This is a genomic window from Maribacter sp. X9 (assembly GCF_048537565.1).
Classification (GTDB): Bacteria; Bacteroidota; Bacteroidia; order Flavobacteriales; family Flavobacteriaceae; genus Maribacter.
This window is the reverse complement of sequence record NZ_CP183215.1, coordinates 3401975-3422259: the sequence shown is the minus strand read 5'-3', so window position 1 is coordinate 3422259 and position 20285 is coordinate 3401975. Positions and strand designations below refer to the sequence as shown.

Sequence of the window (20285 nt, the reverse complement as noted above, 5' to 3'; positions counted from 1 at the left end):
AATACTTAAACGTGTTTTAAAAATTCATCCGGATTTTTAGATTCATCATACTGCCCATGTTTTATCTTTTTGTTCAGCGAATAGATGAACAAGAGAAATAGAATGGTGTACACGAAGGCAAAGAGTATCAAGGAGAACAGAATTTGATTAGCGGAAACCTCTTGGGAAAATCCTTCACTGGTACGTAAATGTCCGTACACGATCCAAGGCTGTCGGCCCATTTCTGCGGCGAACCAACCGACTTGATTGGCAATTTGGGGCAATAGGGCCGAAAATATAAAGATGCGTAACAACCACTTCTTTTCAAAAAGGCTTCCTCTCCACCATAAATAACAGGCATATAAACTAAGGGCGATTAAAAACATACCGATGGAAATCATAATGTGGTAAAACTGAAAAACGGCATTTACTTGTCCAGGTCTATCCTCTTCAGGAAAAGCATTGAGCCCTGTGATAGGCGCTTTAAAATCTTGATGTACTAAAAATGACAACCCACCTGGCAATCCTATTCCGGTAACCTCTTGATTTTCATTGTCTACCCATCCGAATAGATACAAATCTGCAGGGGCCGATTTTTCATAATGACCCTCCATGGCGGCCAGTTTCGCAGGTTGATTTTCTGCGACACCTTCTGCCGAACGATGCCCGGATAGTAATTGGCTCAACGAAACAAGTGCGGCTACCGAAAGCGCAATTTTAAATGCCTTTTTGGAAATTGAAGTATACCTGCCTTTAAAAAGATAATAGGCATGGACGCTAAGCACCAAAAAAGCCCCGGATAAGAAAGCGCCTTGCCAAACGTGGATAATCCGGTCAATGCTGGAGGGATTGAATACCATGGCCCAAAAATCAGTGACCTCCGCCCGGGCATTGAGGCCTTCCCCAACAATATGGTAACCGGCCGGGGTTTGTTGCCAACTATTGGCCACCACTATCCACACGGCAGAGAACATGGACCCTAGGAAAACACCCAATGCAGATATAAAATGAACTCTTGGTGAAACTCGGTTCCAGCCGAAGAGTAAAATTCCTAAAAAGGTACTTTCAAGACCAAAGGCGAATAAACCTTCTGCCGCTAAGGCGCTCCCGAATATATCCCCAACATATTTAGAATAAACCGCCCAGTTGGTGCCAAATTCAAACTCCATGATAATACCGGTCGCAACACCGATACCAAAGGTAATGGCGAAGATTTTCAACCAAAACCGCGTTAAAATTTCGTAGTGCTTATTTCCGGTTTTCAAATATAAACCTTCCATAATGACCATGATCAATCCAATACCTATGCTCAAAGGAGGATAGATATAATGAAAAGCAATGGTAAAAGCGAACTGGATACGTGCGAGAATTTCTACATCCATAGGATATATTTTGTTGTACAAAGATACCTTAGTAAGCTTTAAACCTAGGTGACAAAGGTTACAAATAATCTTTTTTTAACTGTTTGAACTAACCTTTTTACCATTTTGTTTCTCTCACATGAATATTGCCAATTGTAACAAAAGGTTCAGTTATGAAGGGTATTCTTATTGTTGAAATGAAAAACTTCAATTAATGTAACGATTGTTATGTTAATTGAAGCTTGATAGGATATCCATAGCCCTCAATTTCCTTGAAAAAGTGACGTTTAAGGCATTAAACTGTAGCCCTGCAATTGGTAATTCGCTAAAACCATCATCGCAGAAAGTGCAACTTCTACATTTGAATTCAAATCTTTTTTCATAATTTTTCTTGAGGCCGTGGCTTGGCCACATACCAACAGCTCCACACCATAGTCCTTTAAAAGTTGTAGGACTTCTGTATTGGGATTGGACTTTTCATATTTTTCTTGGTATTTGTTATCGTTCAATACCGCAAAGGTGGCACCACCATGAATGGCGGCGACAATATGAACCTTATCCGGACTAATGCCACCCGCCCCCAACAAATTGATCATACGTGCAATTTTGAATAAGCCAATATTTATACCTTCCATTTCGCGATCATCCTTTACATCGAATACAATTTTATAATCCATGGAAACATCGGGCTGTACGGCAACTTCTTTTAATTCAGTAATTTTTCCGTAACCTTCGATAATTGGGGTAGTCCATTCTTGGGCCGTGGCAAATTGAGTTACCATAAATAGGAAAGTAATAAAAATTATTTTTTTCATGTTTACCGGGTTTTCAAATTAGTGTTGGTTAAAATTTAGTACTAGTAATACTAATGTCCGTTATTTTTAACTGGCATAAAAGTAAGTGGCTGTTTTTTATTGGTATGTGACCATTGTTACCGTATGCATTTGTGTAAAGTTCTATTTTCGTTCGCTATTTTTAGGGCGATTAATTTCAGAAATTGGATTTTACATCAAAATAAATGGAAGAATTACAAACCTTAGCGCGCCAACTTTATCGACTTTTTATCATCGTATTCCTTTTAATAGGGGTTGTATTTCTTGCATTGTTCACCTATGAAATAAGTCCAGCAGAAGTTAGTGAGCCACCCATTGCTGATGAAAAAGCGGAATGGCAACCCAAGGATGCCATCAATGAAATCGAGAATATGCCTTCAAAAGTAAAATTGGGCTATTATTTGATTGCCGAAACTTCAAAATTTATGGGTCCGTCAGCAGAAAATCCAGAGGACCGTTTAAGCGGTAATAATTTGGCCTGTGCCAATTGCCATTTAAAATCCGGTGCCCAGGCAGGTTCAGGTTCTTGGGTCGGCGTATTGGAACGTTTCCCGCAATTTGGGGGTAGGGGTAATCGGATCGGGACTATCGAAGACCGGATCAATGGTTGTATGGAGCGAAGTATGAACGGGCGAAAAATGCCTGTGGATTCAGATAAAATGGAAGCCATTGTAGCTTATATGGATTGGTTGGGCGAAGGTTTGCCCGAAGAAAAAAAGAAGGAATATAAGGGCTATCCTGCGATTCAACTTCCAGATATCGCCGTAGACCTGGAGCAGGGAAGATTGTTTTTTGAAAAGGAATGTGTGGTCTGTCATGGTGCGGACGGACAAGGAGTTAAAAAAACGGATGGAACAGGATACACCTACCCACCCTTGTGGGGCGAGGACACTTATAACGACGGCGCTGGGATGCACCGGGTCATTACCGCGGCAGAATTCATAAAAAGTAATATGCCTTATTTGTTGGCGACCTGGGACAACCCAAAACTCACTGACGAAGAAGCTTTTCATGTGGCCGGTTATATCAATAGTTTTTCCAGACCGCATAAAGCCAATACCGAGAACGATTATCCGGATAAAAGCCTGAAACCGGTTTCAACGCCTTACGGACCTTGGACAGACGAATTTACGGCGGAACAGCATAAATACGGACCATTTCCACCAATAATAAAATATTACCAAGAAAAATACGGTATCACCAAAACCAAATAAGACTTCATGTGGAAACTTTTACTGTTCCTTGTCTGTTTGCCCATATTTCTAAAAGCACAGGATTCTGTTGGCTTAGAAAATAAAGGTAAATTGTCCGGCCAATGGCGCACCTTTTATATGGGGACGCTTAACAAAGACGATTTAAAGGATTATAACGCCTTGGCGATCGGGGGTAAGCTTAAGTACCAATATGAACTTCTGAAAAATCTGGAGTTGGGGGCCGCATTGTACAATTCGACCAATTTGGGAATCCAAAATCTACAAGTTGCCGACGCTACAACGGGTAGGGTTAGCAGGTATGAGGAAGGCTTATTCGACCGGCAGCACCTTTCGAACGATGCTGTCTTTTTATTGGGGGAACTGTTTGTCGATTATCAATGGGCTGCGCATCAATTGATTTTGGGGCGCATGAAAATTAACACGCCTTTGATCAATCCTCAGGATGGTAGAATGATTCCCACCTTGGTTGAAGGATTGTGGTACAAGCACATCACCACTGGGCAAAACGTCTTTCAATTCGGGATGTTGAATCGGATTGCTCCACGTTCCACAGGGGAATTCTTCGGTATTGGGGAAAGTATAGGTACCTATAACGTAGGTAGGAATACATATGGGAAACCTGCCCAATATAAAGAAAATACGCAATCTGACTATATTCTCTTGGCCAATGCCGATATTAAGCTTACCCCAACTTTACGGATTTCGATATGGAATCAGTTGGTAGAAAACGTGTATAACTCCTTTTACCTAAAATCAAAATTCAAAATTACCGATGCTTTACAATTGGAAGGGGAATGGTTACATCAAAATAAGGTTGGAAATGGCGGTAATGCCTTGGATTCCCTCCGCTATTTCAATCAAAATACCTCCGATGTTCTCGGGATGAAATGGGGATATCAATTTAGCAATGCTAAAGCCTCCCTTTCCTATAACCGAATTTTAGCCAACGGACAATTCATTTCTCCTAGGGAATGGGGTAGGGAAGACCTGTTCAGTTTTCAAAAACGGGAACGAAGTGAAGGTAGTGGTGACAATCATGCGATAGTCTTTAATTATGAGACTTTAATTGCCATGATAAAAAACCAAGCGAACATCAATACCAATGTAAGCGTTGGAAGGCATTGGAAACCAGAGCTTACCAACGATGTTTTAAACAAATATGCGGTGCCGGATTATACACATATCAATGTGGACCTATTGTTCAATTTTAAAAGGCTAAAACAGTTAAAACCAGAACTATTGATCACCACAAAACTAGCCCATGGTGATTTTCCAGATAATCCTAACTTCTATTACAACAAAGTTGACACTTGGCATGTGAGTGCCGTGGTCAACTATAACTTTTGACAAGCTATATTAACCATCAAGGAATTATTCCTTGACTTTACAGGTATTCATTCCCAAAATAGAATAGAGTGGACAAAAATGAATCAAACTGGTGAGTAACAAAACTCCGGATATCACCAAGAGTATAATGGCTAAGGTTCCTTCAACTACCTGGAAATAATAAAGTATTAAAAGTGCAATGGCCAAGATGATGCGAAGGGTACGGTCTTTACGACCTACATTTTTTTTTCATACTATAGGATTTTGGATAGTTATCAATTAGATTATTTACTTAAAAATGAAGGCAAAACGCAAGCATCCCATAAGGATGACGACTAGAATTTCGAAGCATTGATAAGCAAAAGTAATTTAGGGGATGCTTTTGCGAACAACTATGATAATCGTCAGGTTCGATCAAAATAAATCATAGGATGAAACGCTATGTAACAAAGGTTACCGTGGACACATTTGCCAAACCCTATATTTACCGATATTTTGTACAATGGAAAACTATCTAGAAGCTTTTTTCAAAGCGGTTCAAGGAACCTTGGATTGGACTTGGAAATCCATCCTATTCGAGGTGCCATGGTATACGAACTACTTTTGGGGATTAATCGTGATTTCATTGCTAGTTTGGGCCTTGGAGGTCTTATTTCCTTGGCGGAAAAATCAGGGTGTTTTTAGGAAGGACTTTTGGTTGGATGGCTTTTACATGTTCTTCAACTTCTTTTTGTTCGCTATAGCGATAAGCGGCATTTATAAAATACTCCAAGTATTCTTTTCGAATAATGGAATTACCGTTAAAAGTTTGGCCATTATAGCTATGGAGAATTGGCCCATGTGGGGTCAACTGTTGGTATTCTTCCTAGTGTTGGATTTTGTACAGTGGTTTACCCATATTTTACTACATAAGTATGCTTTTCTTTGGAATTTTCATAAGGTACACCACAGTGTCAAGGAAATGGGATTTGCAGCACATCTACGGTACCACTGGATGGAGAATATTTTTTACAAACCGCTGAAAACTTTTGGAGTAATGCTACTTGGCGGTTTTGAGCCGGAACAGGCCTATATCGTCCACTTTATGGCGATTACCATTGGTCATTTCAATCATGCCAACATCAAGATCACCTGGGGACCCTTAAAATATATATTCAACAATCCGGTAATGCACTTGTACCATCACGCGTATAAGCTTCCCAAAGGAAAATTCGGAGTCAATTTCGGGATTAGTTTAAGCTTGTGGGACTATTTATTTAAGACCAATTATATACCCGAAGAAAGTGGCCAAATCCGTTTGGGATATCCGGGTGATGAGCATTTGCCCAAAGACTTCCTTGGTCAAGTAACTCACGGCTTTTCAAGCAAAGGTAAAGCCTAATTTTTCATGATCAGACCATTCTAAGGAGTTTTAAATTATACTACTTTTCGTTCTTTTTGATTTATTTTCTTTCACTTTGCGTGAATTTTGAAGCAGGATAAAATTAGTATCGAGAAGCAATGGTGTTCCAAAAGGTCCTGCTCTGAGCTTAGTCGAAGGGTTCTCGATACAAAACCACTTTCAGGGTTTCACTCGAACTGACAAGTGTCTATCCTTTCCTTTAGATTATACTTAAAAACGGATATGAATGATCTGGATTTCTTTAAGCACATAAAAATGGGGAACTCTCAGTTAGAGAATTCCCCATTTTAAAAACAATCTATTATTTAAAAACGATTATAATGTCGTCGGACAGACAAACTCAGAAACGGGAATACCAGCCTCTTGTATCGCTTTAAATCCGCCTTTTACATCGATTAAATTATGGATTCCCCTACTTTTTAAAATAGAAGAGGCAATCATACTTCTATAACCACCTGCGCAATGCACGTAAAAAGGTTTATTATCTGGAAACTCCGATAAGTGGTCATTGAGAAAATCAAGGGGAGTATTCTCTGCGGTCAAAACATGTTCTGATACGTATTCTGATTCCTTTCGAACATCGAAAACAGGAGCTTTTTCTGCTTCTAAAACCTTTTTTAGTTCAGTCGCATCCACTTGACTAACGGTATCATATTCCATGGACGCTTTTTTCCAAGCCTCAAAACCACCTTCCAAATAACCCAAAGTTCCGTCAAAGCCCACACGCGATAATCTGGTTACCGCCTCTTTTTCCAAACCTATTGGGGTTACCAATAGAATGGGCTGTTGGGTATCTGCAATTAGGGCACCTACCCAAGGGGCGAAGCTGCCATCCAAACCAATAAAAATAGAGCGCGGTATGTGGCCTTTGGCAAAATCATCTTGATGGCGTACGTCAAGTACGATGGCACCCGTTTCATTTGCCGCGGCTTCAAAGGCCTTTGGGGAAAGTGACCTTGTGCCACGTTCCAAGACGGTATTGATATCTTCATATCCTTCTTTGTTCATTTTAACGTTCAAAGGAAAATATTGTGGAGGTGGTAACAAACCATCAATCACTTCTTCAACAAACTCTTGCTTGGTCATATCTGCACGTAGGGCATAGTTCATTTTCTTTTGGTTACCCAACGTATCCACCGTTTCTTTCATCATGTTCTTACCACAGGCAGAACCGGCGCCGTGGGCTGGATATACGATAACGTCATTGGCCAAGGGCATGATTTTATTGCGAAGACTGTCAAATAGAAATCCTGCTAAATCGCGTTCGGTTAAAACCCCCATTTTTTGAGCTAAATCAGGCCGTCCAACATCTCCCAGAAACAACGTATCCCCACTAAATATAGCATGGTCTTTTCCATTTTCATCCCTTAAAAGATAAGTGGTACTTTCCATCGTATGCCCAGGGGTGTGCAATGCGGTAATTGTAATATCGCCCAATTTAAATTCTTGTCCGTCTGTAGCGATCAATGCATCAAACGATGGGTTCGCATTCGGACCATAAATAATAGTAGCTCCAGTTTCTTTGGCAAGGGTAACGTGACCGCTCACAAAATCTGCATGAAAATGTGTTTCAAAAATATATTTAATCTTCGCGTCGTCTAGCTTTGCCCTTTTAATATAAGGATGCACCTCGCGAAGAGGATCGATGATTGCAACTTCGCCTTGACTTTCGATGTAATAGGCACCTTGGGCCAAACATCCCGTATATATTTGTTCAATTTTCATGGGTACACCTGTTTAATTATATTACAAATTTACGAATTGCTTCTCTTTCAAACCGTAACCTAAGTTACATTGTTGTACTATGCCGTAATAGGATTATTTAAAAGCGTTGGTTCATTAACCCATAGCGGACTGATTAAACAGCCTTGATGCCTCAAGAATACATACATTATAACATGGTGGAGGGACAAACATATTCTGATCTCTCCATTCCCGTTTTAGCAATCGCTTCAAAGCCACCTACCACATCTTCAAAATCATCCCAACCCCGTTGCTTCAAAATCGATGCCGCAATCATACTTCTATAGCCACCTGCACAGTGCAGGACAAATTTCTTGTCTTTTGGAAATTGGGATAAATGTTGGTTGATTTCATTAAGTGGAATATTAATCGCATCTATCAGATGCTCAGAATCATACTCGCTCTTTTTACGAACGTCTATGATTAAAGGCTTTTCACTACCCCATATTTTTTCCAACTCGGTGGCCGTAATTCTTTCCGTGGTCTCAAATTGCCTTCCGGATTTTTTCCAGGAATCAAAGCCACCTTTCAGATAACCGATGGTGTGGTCGTACCCCACGCGAGATAAACGGGTAATGGCTTCCTCTTCTTTATCGGGATAAGTGACCAATAAAATGTCCTGTTTAATATCAGGAATCATTTCACCTACCCACTGGGCAAAGCTTCCTTCAAGACCAATATTGATGCTATTTGGGATAAATCCTTTGGCGAAATCGAATGCATTTCGTGTATCTAAAACCAAAGCACCCGTTTCATTGGCCACAGCTTCAAAAGTTTCCGGCGAGTAGGGAGTAGCGGCACGGTCCATAATGGTATCCAAACTTTCATACCCCTGAATGTTCATCAATACATTTTTTGGAAAATAAGCGGGAGGAGCGGTAAGACCGGTCAATAGTTCTTTGATAAACTCTTCTTTACCCATATCAGGACGCAAGGCATAGTTCACCTTTTTTTGATGCCCAAGGGTATCGGTGGTTTCCTTGCTCATCATTTTCCCACAGGCAGAACCGGCACCATGGTTAGGATATATGATCAAATCATCGCTCAAAGGCATTATTTTATTCCGAAGGGAATCGAACAGATGTCCGGCCAATTTTTCTTCGGTTAGTTCAGAAACGACATGTTGTGCCAAATCCGGTCTTCCCACATCGCCTATGAATAAAGTGTCGCCAGTAATTATACCGTGTTCGTTACCTTTTTCATCGATCAAGAGATAGGTGGTACTTTCCATGGTATGGCCTGGGGTATGAATAACCTTTACTTTATAACCACCCACATCAAATATTTGATTGTCTTTTGCTGTGATGGCTTCATAAGACGGTTTTGCACCCGGACCGAATACGATTTCAGCACCTGCCTTTTCTTTCAAGTCTAAATGTCCGCTTACAAAATCGGCATGGAAATGGGTCTCGAAAACGTATTTAATCTTAGCGTTGTCTTTTTTAGCGCGGTCTAAATAGGGTTGCACTTCACGCAAGGGGTCGAAAACTGCTGCTACGCCGTTACTTTCTATGTAATAAGCGGCGTGGGCCAAACATCCGGTATAAATTTGTTCTACTTTCATGATGATACTATTTATTGGGTTATATTTTTTAAAGGTATTATTTATGATGAAGGTCGTCAGTAACATTGGTTACGGAAGTTCTTTTATTCGTTTTCGATTTTTATTGTACAAAAAATTCCATGTAAAAGATGAAAGCGGCCATCACCAAAATGAAATAACCGAAACCTTTTTTTAGTTTATCCCCATCGATAAAATTGCTGAGGTAGCTTCCTATAAAAATTCCGAGAAAGGAAAGTCCGGTGAACAGGCCCAAAAATCTCCAATCAATTTCCATGGTCAACGCATCTCCCAAAAAGAAACCCATTAAGGATTTGATGGCGATAATGATGAGGGACGTACCTATGGCTACTTTCATTTCTTCATTCGCCAAAATAACCAAAGCGGGAATAATCAAAAATCCGCCTCCGGCACCGATCATACCTGTAATGCCTCCTACGATCAGACCTTCGGCCAAAATCAGGACATAATTATAGTTCACCTCTCCAACGACTTGTTTTATTTTTTGTTTTTTTAACATGGAATACGCTGCGGGAACCATAAGTATGGCGAACAAACCGAACATGGCCATTCTGCGGGTAAACTCAAAACCCTGAAATTCGAACAGGATGTTCGGCATGGCCGGCACTACGTAATGCCGCACTACGGTTACCCCAATGATGGCGGGAATACCGAAAACAAAAGCGGTTTTCCAATCCACGAATCCTTTTAGGTGCTGTTTCCATCCGCCTAGAAGAGCACTTGCCCCAACGATGAACAGAGAATAAGCTGTAGCAGCCTTTTCATTGATTGAGAATAGGTAGGCAAGCACGGGTACGGCCAATATAGATCCACCGCCACCGATCAAACCTAACGAAACGCCAATAATCAATGCGCTGATGTAACCAAAAATATGCAGCATGTTTATAAAATTTATTTTATGCTGCAAAGCTAGACGACCCTTATGCGACGGGCAGTAACAATGGTTACAGTGGTATTATAATTGTTTTATTTCGATGTAATTTCGATGAAGTTCAATATGACCCAATTGCTCTAGTTTTTTTAATAATCTAGAAATGACCACTCTAGAACTGTGAAGGTCATAGGCAATTTCTTGGTGGGTATTATGAATAACATTGCTGTCGTTCACTCTTGCTTTTTCTTTGAGGTAGCCTATCAACCGTTCGTCCATATTTTGAAAGGCAATACTATCCAACGTATTCATTAGCTCATTTAACCTAAGGTGATAGCTATTGAAAACGAAGTTTCGCCAAGATTTATAGGTAGCGATCCATTCTTCCATTTTTTGAATAGGCACCATAATTAGTTTGGCATCTGTCTCGGCAAGAGCCCTGATCTCACTTTTGGTGTCGCCCATACAACAGGCCATGGTCATGGAGCAGGTATCTCCTTTTTCCAAGTAGTATAATAAAAGTTCATCTCCTTGGTCGTCTTCCCTAAGAATTTTGATTACTCCAGAAACCAACAAAGGCATACCCCTTATGTAATCACCTATTTCCATTAATTTGAATCCTGCGGGTACATCTTTGAAAGTACCGACTTGAATAATCTCATTGATGAGTTTTTCTTCGAAAATATGTCCGTATTCTGCTTTTAGTTCCTGAATCATTCAAATTTTATTTTGGTCAATCACGGTTGTTTTTAAAAGTGTTAAAATAAGGTTTTTGAAAATTTTTAACCGTCGCTAACAATACGGTACATACTGTTCAAAATTAGGTACAGTCCATTTTTTACGCAGTAACAAAGGTTACATACGTATAGTTCAAATTTAATCTACCCTTCTATTTTTTAGGAAAATTAGTGGAACATTACAAAAAAGAACCTGATATAAGTCATGTTTTTTCAGAAGGATAGCGGCTAGATTTGCTCAAAAGATTTTACTATGTGCACGCTTGTTCAAAAATACAATGTACCAGGTCCTCGCTATACCAGTTACCCTACAGTTCCTTTTTGGGATATCAACACCTTCTCTGGCAAAAAGTGGGAAGCATCGGTTCAACGAAGTTTTCATACCAGTAATTCGGCTACGGGAATCAGTCTGTATATTCATCTTCCCTTTTGTGAAAGTATGTGCACATTTTGCGGCTGTCATAAGCGAATCACCAAAAGACATGATGTTGAGCTGCCCTATATAAAATCTATTTTAAGGGAATGGAAACTATATAATAATATTTTTTCTGAAAAGCCTATCATTAAAGAATTGCATTTAGGGGGAGGCACGCCGACATTTTTTACACCAGAACACTTGAAGTTCTTGATTTCAGGAATCTTAAAGTTCGCCACTAAGGCCAATGAGGCCGAATTTAGCTTTGAGGGTCACCCCAACAACACTACTAAAGAACATTTACAGGCCTTGTACGATGTCGGTTTTAGGCGCGTCAGTTTTGGTGTACAAGATTATAATGAAAAAATTCAAAAAGCCATCCATCGCATACAGCCTCTTGAACATGTTGAAAATGTCACACAATGGGCCAGAGAGATTGGCTATACTTCAATAGGGCATGATATTATTTTTGGACTTCCACACCAAAAGCTAGAGCATGTTTTAAAAACGATAGCAATAACCAAGGATCTAAAACCCGATCGTTTGGCATTCTATAGCTATGCACACGTGCCATGGTTGCCAGGTAATGGGCAACGGGGTTATAAAGATTCAGATTTACCTACGGCAGATGAAAAACGGGAACAATACGAAAAAGGTAAAAACCTGCTGCTTGAGGCAGGCTATGCTGAAATTGGAATGGATCATTTTGCCTTGAAAACCGACGGACTTTATACAGCCATGCAGAAGGGGAAGTTGCACCGTAATTTTATGGGGTATACCAATTCTAACACCCACTTAATGATCGGACTGGGAGCTTCGAGCATAAGTGATAGCTGGTACGGTTTTGCGCAAAACGTAAAAAATGTCGAGGAATATCAAGATTTAGTTTCCAAGGATATTATACCCGTTTATAGAGGACACATACTAACGGAAGAAGACCAGATTGTTAGAAGACATATCTTAAATTTAATGTGCCGGTTTCAGACTACTTGGAGTGTTTTTAGGTTACACATTCCACAGATGGATAGCATTTTGGAAAGATTAAAGGAAATGGAACAAGATGGACTTGTAGAAATAACGGAAGGCAGTTTGAAAATAACTGAAAAAGGTAGACCTTTCGTACGCAACGTCTGCATGGCCTTTGACTTGCCATTACAGAAAAAATCGCCCGATATTAAGCTTTTTTCCATGACTATTTGATTTACCTTTAAAGGCATGGTTTCATTTTTAATACTAATCCTTAAAATTAAATTATCATGAAAAAGATTATAGTATTGACCGATTTCTCCGATCAATCTTCGAATGCCCTCAAAGCGGCAGCGGATCTGGCCCAAAAACATGAGGTTGAATTACTGGTGGTGCATATGCTGGAGCTTAATCAGGCTTTGATTACTGCCCCTGACGGTATATATGCTGAACAGACGGTATTCCTGGTGAAGTTGGCGGAGAAGAATTTAAAAGAGTTTTTAGACAAGCCCTTTTTGAAAGGAATCAAAGTTACCCCCATTATAAAGCATTATAAAGTTTTTAGTGAGTTGGATGCCATTGCTGAAGAGCATAAAGCAGACCTCATTGTCATGGGTTCAAATGGAGCAAGTGGTTTTGATGAGCTTTTTATTGGATCCAATGCAGAAAAAGTGGTCCGTAATGCTTCCATACCTGTAATTGTAATTAAAGGGGAGGTGACCAATTTTAGTATAGAAAGATTTGTGTTTGCATGTGATTTTACTGATGAGAGCTTACCAGCTTTTCAGAAAGCTAGAGAATTTGCGAAAGTATTAAAAGCGACAATGGAGCTAGTTTATATAAATACCCCCAACGATGACTTTTTGAGTAATAGAGACGCGTATGAACGTATCAATAAGTTTTTGAATAAGGCAAATGCAGGGCAACAGGTTGAAGTATATAATGATTACAGTGTAGAACAGGGAATACTCAACTATGGTCAATCTGTTCTGGCAGATGCTATCGCCATTCCTACTCATGGGCGTAAGGGGCTTTCGCATCTATTCAATGGTAGTATAGGGGAAGATGTGGTCAACCATGCTAGTATACCGGTGATTACCTTCAAGATTTGAGGTATACTTAGAACTTTTAAACGGAAAAATAAAAAAATCCTGTAAGATAGCGAAATACAGAGCTATGCTATAGGTCACCAATGTCGGGAGTCTTGCCTTCAAAGAAAGTGGGACTCCCTTTCGTTATTCCATATCCTACTATTTTGAAGAAGACCATACATCGAATACGTCGCTTACTTTAGTATAAGATAGATAATGTTATGTATCAACATATCAGTTTTTATTTCGGTAATTCCAATACTTTAGGAAATGGAAGCTGGGAATATAGAATGGTTCATGGGAGTATAAAAAGGTAGGAGGTAGTACCAAAAAAAATTGCATGTCATGATTTTGCGAATGATGTTGACCCAATCATTAATGAATAGTAGCATGCATAGTATTGTTATCCGGTTCTTAGGGTTTTATTGAAAAAATGGACATTAAGCAAAATACTGGCATGTTATCTAAAATAAGTAGTACGGACTTAACCGGGCTAGGGTTTGAAAAGCCATTTGATTTACGTTAAGGGTGGCAGTCCAATGCGGTGGAAACTACTTCTAGAACTGGTTTTGGCGATAGGTATGGAATTCCAAGGCCTAAACCCCTAATGATAAAAATCAAGCCTATGATTACGACAATGACCGGAATCATACGCTGTACTTTCAGTCTCCTGGCTCCCTTTAACAATCCACTAAAATAAATGGCAGTCGTCATCAAGGGTATTGTTCCCAAACCGAACAATAACATATAGCCCCCGCCAAGCCATGGGTTTCCCATAGCTATAGCTCCAAAAAGTGACATATAGACGAGTCCGCAGGGTAAAAACCCGTTCAAAAATCCTATGGTAAGAAAAGTATCTGCCGTTTTCCGTTTCAATTCTTTTCCCAATTTGGTTTTAATATTGGAAATCAATTTGAAAATGGGCTTCGATACGCTATACTTATTGAGCTTGCCTACGGGAGTCATACTGATGAGGATCATCAGCAAACCGATGAGTATGGAAAGTTTTTGCTGCAACCCAAAAACATACAGTCCCTTCCCCAAAAAGCCGAAAAGTACTCCTAAAATGCCATACGATAGCAATCTACCCAAGTGATAGATGCCGATTTGAACGATTTTTTTAGTGTTGGAGGATCGGTCTACCGGTAACATAAAGGCAATGGGGCCACACATGCCGATGCAGTGTAAACTTCCGAGCAAACCTAATATGAAGCCAGAGAGAACCATGTTTTAATACGTTAGTTTTTCTTTGAACAAATAAGATTCAGTCCCATACTTCCAAGAGACCGTAATATCCCAACGACCATCCAACAGCTTTTGGTCAGGTATCAGCAGTTCTTGGCCAGAAAGTTTCAAGTCAATGTCAAAATCCAGCTTTTTGTTGGATGGTCTATAAAAGGATATTTTTCCATCAATTTTTTCGTAATTTAAATCAGAAGGAAATTCTAGTAAGAGTCCTTCATCAGATTGTTCAAGGTTCAGGTTCGCAAAATTTTTATTGGCATTGTTCTGTTGATCAATTTCTTTCTGAAAGCCAAGTTCTGCCCTATAGTAATCTTCGGTTACCAAGTCATGATGCGCACGATGGTCTGTACTCATTCGATACACGAAGAACAGAATAAAACTGATAAAACCAATAAAAGCTAATACGATGGCAGTTCCCCAATTTATTTTCATAACCTATTTTTTATATTAACGATAACTTCTCGGTGCTAAAAATGCGGTTGTGGTCGTCTCGATAAGTTCATCACCACTATAAACACCGATTTTAACTTTTTCTTTATCCGTTTTAACTGCGGCATTATCGATTTCGATGAAGAGGGTACCTTCTGCCAAATTTTGCGCGGGTACTACAAAATCTTCATTACGCACTAATTTCACCATTCCCTTATGCGATAAGAGTTTAAAATGAACATCGGTGACATCTTTTGTCGTTTTATTGACCAATTTATAGGTATATACATTGCTGATTATGTTTTCTCCCTTATGTTCATAAAGCTGACCGGGTAACCTAAGAATAGTAGCTTCCAGGTCGTTCCGTAAAAAAAGCATCCCTACCAATAAACCGATCAAGATAGTTAGCACGGCCGTATAGCCCTTCAATCTTGGAGTGAATTTAAACTTGGCTTTTTTGGTAATTTCATCTTCACTTGCATAACGTATGAGCCCTTTTGGAAGGTTCACTTTTTCCATGATGCTATCGCACTCATCGATACAAGCGGTACAGTTGACACATTCTAATTGCGTACCATTACGAATGTCTATTCCCGTTGGGCAAACATTCACACATTGAAAACAATCGATACAATCTCCATGCCCTAAAGCTTGTCGGTCTTCATTTTTCCGAAATTTCTTCCGCCCATTTTCACCCTCACCACGTTTGTGGTCATAGGCCACAATGATGGATTTATTGTCCAACAGTACTCCTTGCATCCTTCCGTAAGGACAGGCGATAATACAAACCTGTTCCCTGAACCATGCAAATACAAAATAGAAGACACAGGTAAATATGACTAATGAAATAAGGGTGCTGGTGTGATCTAGAGGTCCTTCACTGATATAACGAAAAAGCGTATCACTCCCGATTAAATAGGCTAAAAACACATTGGCGATTAAAAAAGAAATAATGAAAAAAACTAACCATTTCGTGACCCGCTTTCTAATTTTTTCAGCATTCCAAGGTTGGCGGTCCAATTTAATTTGGGCACCACGATCGCCATCGATCCAAAATTCTATCCTACGGAACACCATTTCCATAAAAATGGTCTGCGGGCACATCCATCCACAGAAAATACGGCCGAAAGCCACGGTGAACAAGGCAATGAATATTACCCCGATAATCATTGAGATCACGACAAGATGAAAATCCTGTGGCCAGAACGGAAATCCAAAAATATTAAAACGTCTTTCCAGAACATTGAACAGCAAAAACTGGTTACCATGAACTTTGATGAAGGGTGCGGACAATAAAAAAGCCAGTAATGCATAGCTGACATAGGTTCTGTATTTCCAAAACTTGCCACTTGGCTTTTTGGGAAATACCCATGCGCGTTTGCCTTCTTCACTGATGGTACCTATTGAATCCCTAAAATGTTCTTGGTCTTGTGCCATGATTTTTATTGAAATCTATTGAGTGTCGAACCCTCCTCTTTGGTATCCTCTATATCATCGTCGACGGTTTTTTTAAATTCAAGGGTGTCGACTTCTATTTTAACTTTCACTGAATCTACTTTCGGGGCATCTACCTTGGCGTGCGGATCTATCCAAATATCGCCTTGGGCCGCTTTTGGATTGGCCGGAGTTGTACCTTGAAAGTTAAGCACATAGCTCGAAACCTGTGCTATTTCTGCTGGTTTCAGGGTCTGTTTCCAAGCAATCATTCCCTTGCCGTCACGGCCTCCTTCAGAAATGGTATTAAAAACATTTTTAATTCCACCACCTAAAATCCAATTTTGGTCTGTCAGGTTGGGGCCGATACCCCCACCACCATCAATCATATGGCAGGCAACACAATTGCTTTCAAATATTTTTTTACCGGCACTGATATCTGCGGGCTCTGTCAAAAGTTCTACCGTGTTGACATCCACTAATCCTTTAGCGGTTTTTTTATAGGCTTCTATCTCGGCTTTGGCCAATGTGATTTCGGTCAGGTATTCCGTATCTTGATCATAATCACCGAATACATGGAACCTTGCCAAATAGACCACTGCGAAAATTATGGTAGCATAGAACATGTAGACCCACCAAGGTGGTAACTTATTGTCCAGTTCCCGTATGCCGTCGTAGTTATGGTCTAAAATTATTTCACCCTCTTCTTCAATTGGTTTGGTGCCCGCTAACTTTTTATAGACGCGTTTGCCCCAAGACCATTCCCAAGTTTTGTTCTTAGAGGCTAAATAGCGTTCCTTCGCATCCTCCGATAGGGTATTGAACATTACATTTTCAATGGCTTGAATTATAAAGGCAATTCCAATGAGAAGCATTAGAAAAAATACCAATAAGACCATTAAAATCGGGTATGCCATGAATGCGGGCTTGTTTCCTCCATCAATTAGATATTCCATTAGGCCAAAGACCAAAAAGAATACAACGGTTATCCTAAACCACCAGGCTGTATTGTTTTTCATAATTGCTCGTTTTGTTGGTTATCATTTTCTAGGGGCATCTCGCTCATTTCTTTTATGTGTTCTTTAGATGCGGTGAGTACCCACACAAAAAGAAGGGTGAAGAAAACAAAGAAGATGAGTAATGAGATCATAGGGTACGTAGCAACGTCCTCTATATTTTCCATGTATCCTTTTACAAATTTTAGCATGACTTAATTGTTTTCTGAAAGAGTTGTGGTTGAATTTTTAATTTTAATATCCGTTCCCAAACGCTGTAAATAGGCGATTAGGGCTACAATTTCCCGATCTTTCATCTGTATGAATTCTTCACCATTTTCTTCGGCATACTTTTTATCGGCTTCATAACTTTTGGCGAAATCGGGATCTGCATATAGATTCTTTTCTATCTCAGTAGCTTGAACGGACATGTTCTTTTGGGCGTTGTCGATATCCTCTTGTGAATAGGGGACGCCCAGACTGACCATAGCCTTCATTTTTGATGCTGTACCACTGCGGTCATGTTTGTTTCGTACCAACCATTGATAGGCGGGCATGATGGAGCCTGAAGAAGTACTTTGAGGATCGTACAGGTGATTCAGGTGCCAATTATCGGAATATTTGCCACCAACACGCAATAGGTCTGGTCCGGTTCTTTTGCTGCCCCATAAAAAAGGATGGTCATAGACAAACTCTCCCGCTTTTGCATATTCTCCATAACGTTCAACCTCGCTACGGAAAGGACGTACCATTTGTGAGTGGCAACCTACACAACCTTCACGTATGTAAAGATCACGACCTTCCAATTCAAGAGGGGTATAGGGTTTTACGCTGGTTATGGTTGGAATGTTCGATTTTACCAAAATGGTGGGGACAATCTGTATAATACCCCCGATCAGAATGGCAATCGTGGCCAAGATGGTCAATTGAACAGGTTTGCGTTCTAGCCAGGTATGAAAGGTTTCACCGGCCGTTCTTTTTTTGGAAACTACACTCAATGCCGCAGCTTCGGCCAATTCATCTTCAATGCTACTACCTTTTCTAATGGTGGCTACCACATTGTAGATCATGACACAAGCTCCAACAATGTAAAGACTTCCTCCAATTGCACGCATCCAGTACATGGGGATTATTTCGGTAACGGTTTCCAGAAAGTTTCCGTAGACCAAGGTGCCATCAGGATTAAAATCTTTCCACATCAACGCTTGGGTAAAACCGGCGACGTACATGGGCAAGGTATAGAGAATGATTCCCAAGGTGCCGATCCAAAAGTGGAAGTTGGCCAATCCTCTCGAAAATAAAGTGGTCTTTGTCATTCTAGGTACTAACCAATAGATCATTCCAAAAGTTAAGAAACCGTTCCAGGCCAAAGCACCGACGTGTACGTGTGCAATGATCCAATCACTAAAATGCGCGATGGCATTTACATTTTTCAGGGATAACATAGGGCCTTCGAATGTGGCCATACCATAACCGGTTATGGCGACCACCATAAATTTTAAGACAGGATCGGTACGAACCTTATCCCAAGCGCCGCGAAGGGTTAAAAGTCCATTAATCATACCACCCCAGGAAGGAGCGATGAGCATGACGGAAAAAGCCACCCCTAAGTTTTGTGCCCAGTCTGGTAAAGCCGAATATAACAGGTGGTGCGGACCGGCCCAGATATAGATGAAAATAAGGGACCAAAAGTGGACAATGGATAATTTATAGGAATAAATGGGTCTATTGGCCGCCTTAGGTACAAAGTAGTACATCAAGCCTAAAAACGGAGTCGTCAAAAAGAAGGCGACGGCATTATGCCCATACCACCACTGCACCAAAGCATCCTGCACCCCGGCATACACCGAGTAGCTTTTTAAGGCACTTACAGGCAGCTCTAAGCTATTGAAAATATGGAGCACTGCAACGGTAACAAAAGTACCCAAATAGAACCAAATGGCCACATACATATGCCGCTGCCTTCTCTTTAAAATGGTACCGATAAGGTTTACCCCAAAACCTACCCATACCAAGGCGATGGCAATGTCAATAGGCCATTCCAGTTCAGCATACTCCTTAGAGGTAGTATAACCTAATGGAAGGGTAATTGCTGCGGCAACGATGATGGCCTGCCACCCCCAAAAATTGAAATTGCTCAGAAAATCACTGAACATCCGTGCCTTTAGTAAACGCTGGCTAGAGTAATAGACCCCGGCAAAAATGGCATTCCCTACAAAGGCGAAAATGACGGCATTAGTGTGCAAGGGGCGTAAACGACCAAAACTAAGCCATGAAATGCCATCGGTAACATTCGGAAAAAGAAACATAAAGGCCAAAAGAAGGCCTACGGACATGCCCACGATTCCCCAAAGCATGGTGGCATAGAGAAACTTTTTTACAATTTTGTTGTCGTAATAAAACTGCTGTACTTCCATAAGTGGTAACTATTTAGTTGGATTTTTTTGAGATTCGATGTTATTTTTTTGTTTTGTCTTTACCAGTTCATCTTCAAAAAGCATGCGGATAGAGGGGGTGTACGAATCATCGTACTGACCGCTTCTTACCGATACAATAAAAGCCACGAAAAAAAGAAGGGCAACGATTAAACTGATGGTCAACAACACATAAATAACACTCATGATTACCTGAATTATGGGGTAAAATTAGGGGAGGGGCCGAC

18 protein-coding genes and 1 pseudogene are annotated in these 20285 nt (G+C 40.3%); 5 read left to right on the top strand and 14 right to left on the bottom strand.

All coding sequences use genetic code 11. The features are described 5' to 3' along the window. Window positions 1-5: 5 nt before the first annotated feature. Window positions 6-1361 carry a cytochrome ubiquinol oxidase subunit I gene (locus ACNR9Q_RS14685; protein ID WP_419211977.1) on the bottom strand — a complete coding sequence of 452 codons (1356 nt, stop codon included), beginning with the start codon at window positions 1359-1361 and terminating at the stop codon, window positions 6-8. A gap of 266 nt (window positions 1362-1627) precedes the next feature. Further along, window positions 1628-2155 carry a DsrE family protein gene (locus ACNR9Q_RS14680; RefSeq protein ID WP_419211976.1) on the bottom strand — a complete coding sequence of 176 codons (528 nt, stop codon included), beginning with the start codon at window positions 2153-2155 and terminating at the stop codon, window positions 1628-1630. Between the two features lie 203 nt (window positions 2156-2358). Here ACNR9Q_RS14680 and ACNR9Q_RS14675 point away from each other — a divergent pair, with 203 nt between their 5' ends. Together ACNR9Q_RS14675 and ACNR9Q_RS14670 are read left to right on the top strand one after the other, a co-directional pair. Continuing rightward, a complete protein-coding gene (locus tag ACNR9Q_RS14675; protein WP_419211975.1) occupies window positions 2359-3387 on the top strand; it encodes a c-type cytochrome in 1029 nt (342 codons plus the stop codon). A gap of 6 nt (window positions 3388-3393) precedes the next feature. After that, a complete protein-coding gene (locus tag ACNR9Q_RS14670) occupies window positions 3394-4734 on the top strand; it encodes an OprD family outer membrane porin (RefSeq protein ID WP_419211974.1) in 1341 nt (446 codons plus the stop codon). 24 nt (window positions 4735-4758) lie between these two features. On the opposite strand, the pseudogene ACNR9Q_RS14665 reads toward ACNR9Q_RS14670, so the two are convergent. Next, window positions 4759-4950, bottom strand: a pseudogene (locus ACNR9Q_RS14665) (YgaP family membrane protein); the annotation flags it as partial. A gap of 265 nt (window positions 4951-5215) precedes the next feature. Between ACNR9Q_RS14665 and ACNR9Q_RS14660 the strand changes: the two are divergent. Then, window positions 5216-6094 (top strand): sterol desaturase family protein, encoded by an 879-nt coding sequence (locus tag ACNR9Q_RS14660; protein WP_419211973.1) that lies wholly within the window; start codon window positions 5216-5218, stop codon window positions 6092-6094. Between the two features lie 336 nt (window positions 6095-6430). On the opposite strand, the gene ACNR9Q_RS14655 is transcribed toward ACNR9Q_RS14660, so the two are convergent. From ACNR9Q_RS14655 to ACNR9Q_RS14640, 4 genes are all read right to left on the bottom strand, one after another. Next, window positions 6431-7840, bottom strand: coding sequence for an MBL fold metallo-hydrolase (locus ACNR9Q_RS14655; RefSeq protein WP_419211972.1), 1410 nt, complete (start codon window positions 7838-7840; stop codon window positions 6431-6433). Window positions 7841-8006: 166 nt separating this feature from the next. Beyond that, on the bottom strand, window positions 8007-9422 hold the full coding sequence (locus ACNR9Q_RS14650) for an MBL fold metallo-hydrolase (protein WP_419211971.1): 1416 nt from the start codon (window positions 9420-9422) through the stop codon (window positions 8007-8009). Between the two features lie 100 nt (window positions 9423-9522). Continuing rightward, complete coding sequence (locus ACNR9Q_RS14645; protein WP_419211970.1) at window positions 9523-10320, bottom strand: sulfite exporter TauE/SafE family protein; 798 nt, start codon at window positions 10318-10320, stop codon at window positions 9523-9525. 75 nt (window positions 10321-10395) lie between these two features. Beyond that, window positions 10396-11028: a Crp/Fnr family transcriptional regulator gene (locus ACNR9Q_RS14640; protein ID WP_419211969.1), complete on the bottom strand. Its 633-nt coding sequence runs from the start codon at window positions 11026-11028 to the stop codon at window positions 10396-10398. Between the two features lie 273 nt (window positions 11029-11301). Here ACNR9Q_RS14640 and hemN point away from each other — a divergent pair, with 273 nt between their 5' ends. Then, window positions 11302-12663 carry an oxygen-independent coproporphyrinogen III oxidase gene (gene hemN, locus ACNR9Q_RS14635; RefSeq protein ID WP_419211968.1) on the top strand — a complete coding sequence of 454 codons (1362 nt, stop codon included), beginning with the start codon at window positions 11302-11304 and terminating at the stop codon, window positions 12661-12663. Between the two features lie 56 nt (window positions 12664-12719). Continuing rightward, a complete protein-coding gene (locus ACNR9Q_RS14630) occupies window positions 12720-13541 on the top strand; it encodes a universal stress protein (protein ID WP_419211967.1) in 822 nt (273 codons plus the stop codon). A gap of 501 nt (window positions 13542-14042) precedes the next feature. On the opposite strand, the gene ACNR9Q_RS14625 is transcribed toward ACNR9Q_RS14630, so the two are convergent. The 7 genes from ACNR9Q_RS14625 to ccoS are packed head-to-tail and all read right to left on the bottom strand — an operon-like array spanning window position 14043 to window position 20244. Further along, on the bottom strand, window positions 14043-14747 hold the full coding sequence (locus ACNR9Q_RS14625) for a sulfite exporter TauE/SafE family protein (RefSeq protein ID WP_419211966.1): 705 nt from the start codon (window positions 14745-14747) through the stop codon (window positions 14043-14045). A 3-nt stretch (window positions 14748-14750) separates the two neighbouring features. After that, window positions 14751-15197, bottom strand: a complete 447-nt coding sequence (locus ACNR9Q_RS14620; protein ID WP_419211965.1) for a FixH family protein — start codon at window positions 15195-15197, stop codon at window positions 14751-14753. A 15-nt stretch (window positions 15198-15212) separates the two neighbouring features. After that, window positions 15213-16631 carry a cytochrome c oxidase accessory protein CcoG gene (ccoG, locus tag ACNR9Q_RS14615; protein WP_419211964.1) on the bottom strand — a complete coding sequence of 473 codons (1419 nt, stop codon included), beginning with the start codon at window positions 16629-16631 and terminating at the stop codon, window positions 15213-15215. A gap of 5 nt (window positions 16632-16636) precedes the next feature. Next, window positions 16637-17647 (bottom strand): cbb3-type cytochrome c oxidase N-terminal domain-containing protein, encoded by a 1011-nt coding sequence (locus tag ACNR9Q_RS14610; RefSeq protein ID WP_419211963.1) that lies wholly within the window; start codon window positions 17645-17647, stop codon window positions 16637-16639. After that, window positions 17644-17835 (bottom strand): CcoQ/FixQ family Cbb3-type cytochrome c oxidase assembly chaperone, encoded by a 192-nt coding sequence (locus tag ACNR9Q_RS14605; RefSeq protein WP_419211962.1) that lies wholly within the window; start codon window positions 17833-17835, stop codon window positions 17644-17646. Before ACNR9Q_RS14605 ends, ACNR9Q_RS14610 begins: the two co-directional genes overlap by 4 nt. 3 nt (window positions 17836-17838) lie before the next feature. Beyond that, window positions 17839-20040 carry a cytochrome-c oxidase, cbb3-type subunit I gene (gene ccoN / locus ACNR9Q_RS14600; RefSeq protein WP_419211961.1) on the bottom strand — a complete coding sequence of 734 codons (2202 nt, stop codon included), beginning with the start codon at window positions 20038-20040 and terminating at the stop codon, window positions 17839-17841. A gap of 9 nt (window positions 20041-20049) precedes the next feature. Further along, the gene (ccoS, locus tag ACNR9Q_RS14595; protein WP_419211960.1) at window positions 20050-20244 is read right to left on the bottom strand and encodes a cbb3-type cytochrome oxidase assembly protein CcoS; all 195 of its coding nucleotides are present in this window, start codon (window positions 20242-20244) and stop codon (window positions 20050-20052) included. Window positions 20245-20285: the final 41 nt, after the last annotated feature.

Coding starts and splice junctions, on each gene's coding strand:
- ACNR9Q_RS14650 (WP_419211971.1), bottom strand. CDS start 9,422: ATGAAAGTAGAACAAATTTATACCGGATGTTTGGCCCACGCCGCTTAT.
- ACNR9Q_RS14620 (WP_419211965.1), bottom strand. CDS start 15,197: ATGAAAATAAATTGGGGAACTGCCATCGTATTAGCTTTTATTGGTTTT.
- ACNR9Q_RS14640 (WP_419211969.1), bottom strand. CDS start 11,028: ATGATTCAGGAACTAAAAGCAGAATACGGACATATTTTCGAAGAAAAA.
- ACNR9Q_RS14645 (WP_419211970.1), bottom strand. CDS start 10,320: ATGCTGCATATTTTTGGTTACATCAGCGCATTGATTATTGGCGTTTCG.
- ACNR9Q_RS14670 (WP_419211974.1), top strand. CDS start 3,394: ATGTGGAAACTTTTACTGTTCCTTGTCTGTTTGCCCATATTTCTAAAA.
- ccoG (WP_419211964.1), bottom strand. CDS start 16,631: ATGGCACAAGACCAAGAACATTTTAGGGATTCAATAGGTACCATCAGT.
- ACNR9Q_RS14675 (WP_419211975.1), top strand. CDS start 2,359: ATGGAAGAATTACAAACCTTAGCGCGCCAACTTTATCGACTTTTTATC.
- ACNR9Q_RS14605 (WP_419211962.1), bottom strand. CDS start 17,835: ATGCTAAAATTTGTAAAAGGATACATGGAAAATATAGAGGACGTTGCT.
- ACNR9Q_RS14655 (WP_419211972.1), bottom strand. CDS start 7,840: ATGAAAATTGAACAAATATATACGGGATGTTTGGCCCAAGGTGCCTAT.
- ACNR9Q_RS14685 (WP_419211977.1), bottom strand. CDS start 1,361: ATGGATGTAGAAATTCTCGCACGTATCCAGTTCGCTTTTACCATTGCT.
- ccoN (WP_419211961.1), bottom strand. CDS start 20,040: ATGGAAGTACAGCAGTTTTATTACGACAACAAAATTGTAAAAAAGTTT.
- hemN (WP_419211968.1), top strand. CDS start 11,302: ATGTGCACGCTTGTTCAAAAATACAATGTACCAGGTCCTCGCTATACC.
- ccoS (WP_419211960.1), bottom strand. CDS start 20,244: ATGAGTGTTATTTATGTGTTGTTGACCATCAGTTTAATCGTTGCCCTT.
- ACNR9Q_RS14680 (WP_419211976.1), bottom strand. CDS start 2,155: ATGAAAAAAATAATTTTTATTACTTTCCTATTTATGGTAACTCAATTT.
- ACNR9Q_RS14610 (WP_419211963.1), bottom strand. CDS start 17,647: ATGAAAAACAATACAGCCTGGTGGTTTAGGATAACCGTTGTATTCTTT.
- ACNR9Q_RS14630 (WP_419211967.1), top strand. CDS start 12,720: ATGAAAAAGATTATAGTATTGACCGATTTCTCCGATCAATCTTCGAAT.
- ACNR9Q_RS14625 (WP_419211966.1), bottom strand. CDS start 14,747: ATGGTTCTCTCTGGCTTCATATTAGGTTTGCTCGGAAGTTTACACTGC.
- ACNR9Q_RS14660 (WP_419211973.1), top strand. CDS start 5,216: ATGGAAAACTATCTAGAAGCTTTTTTCAAAGCGGTTCAAGGAACCTTG.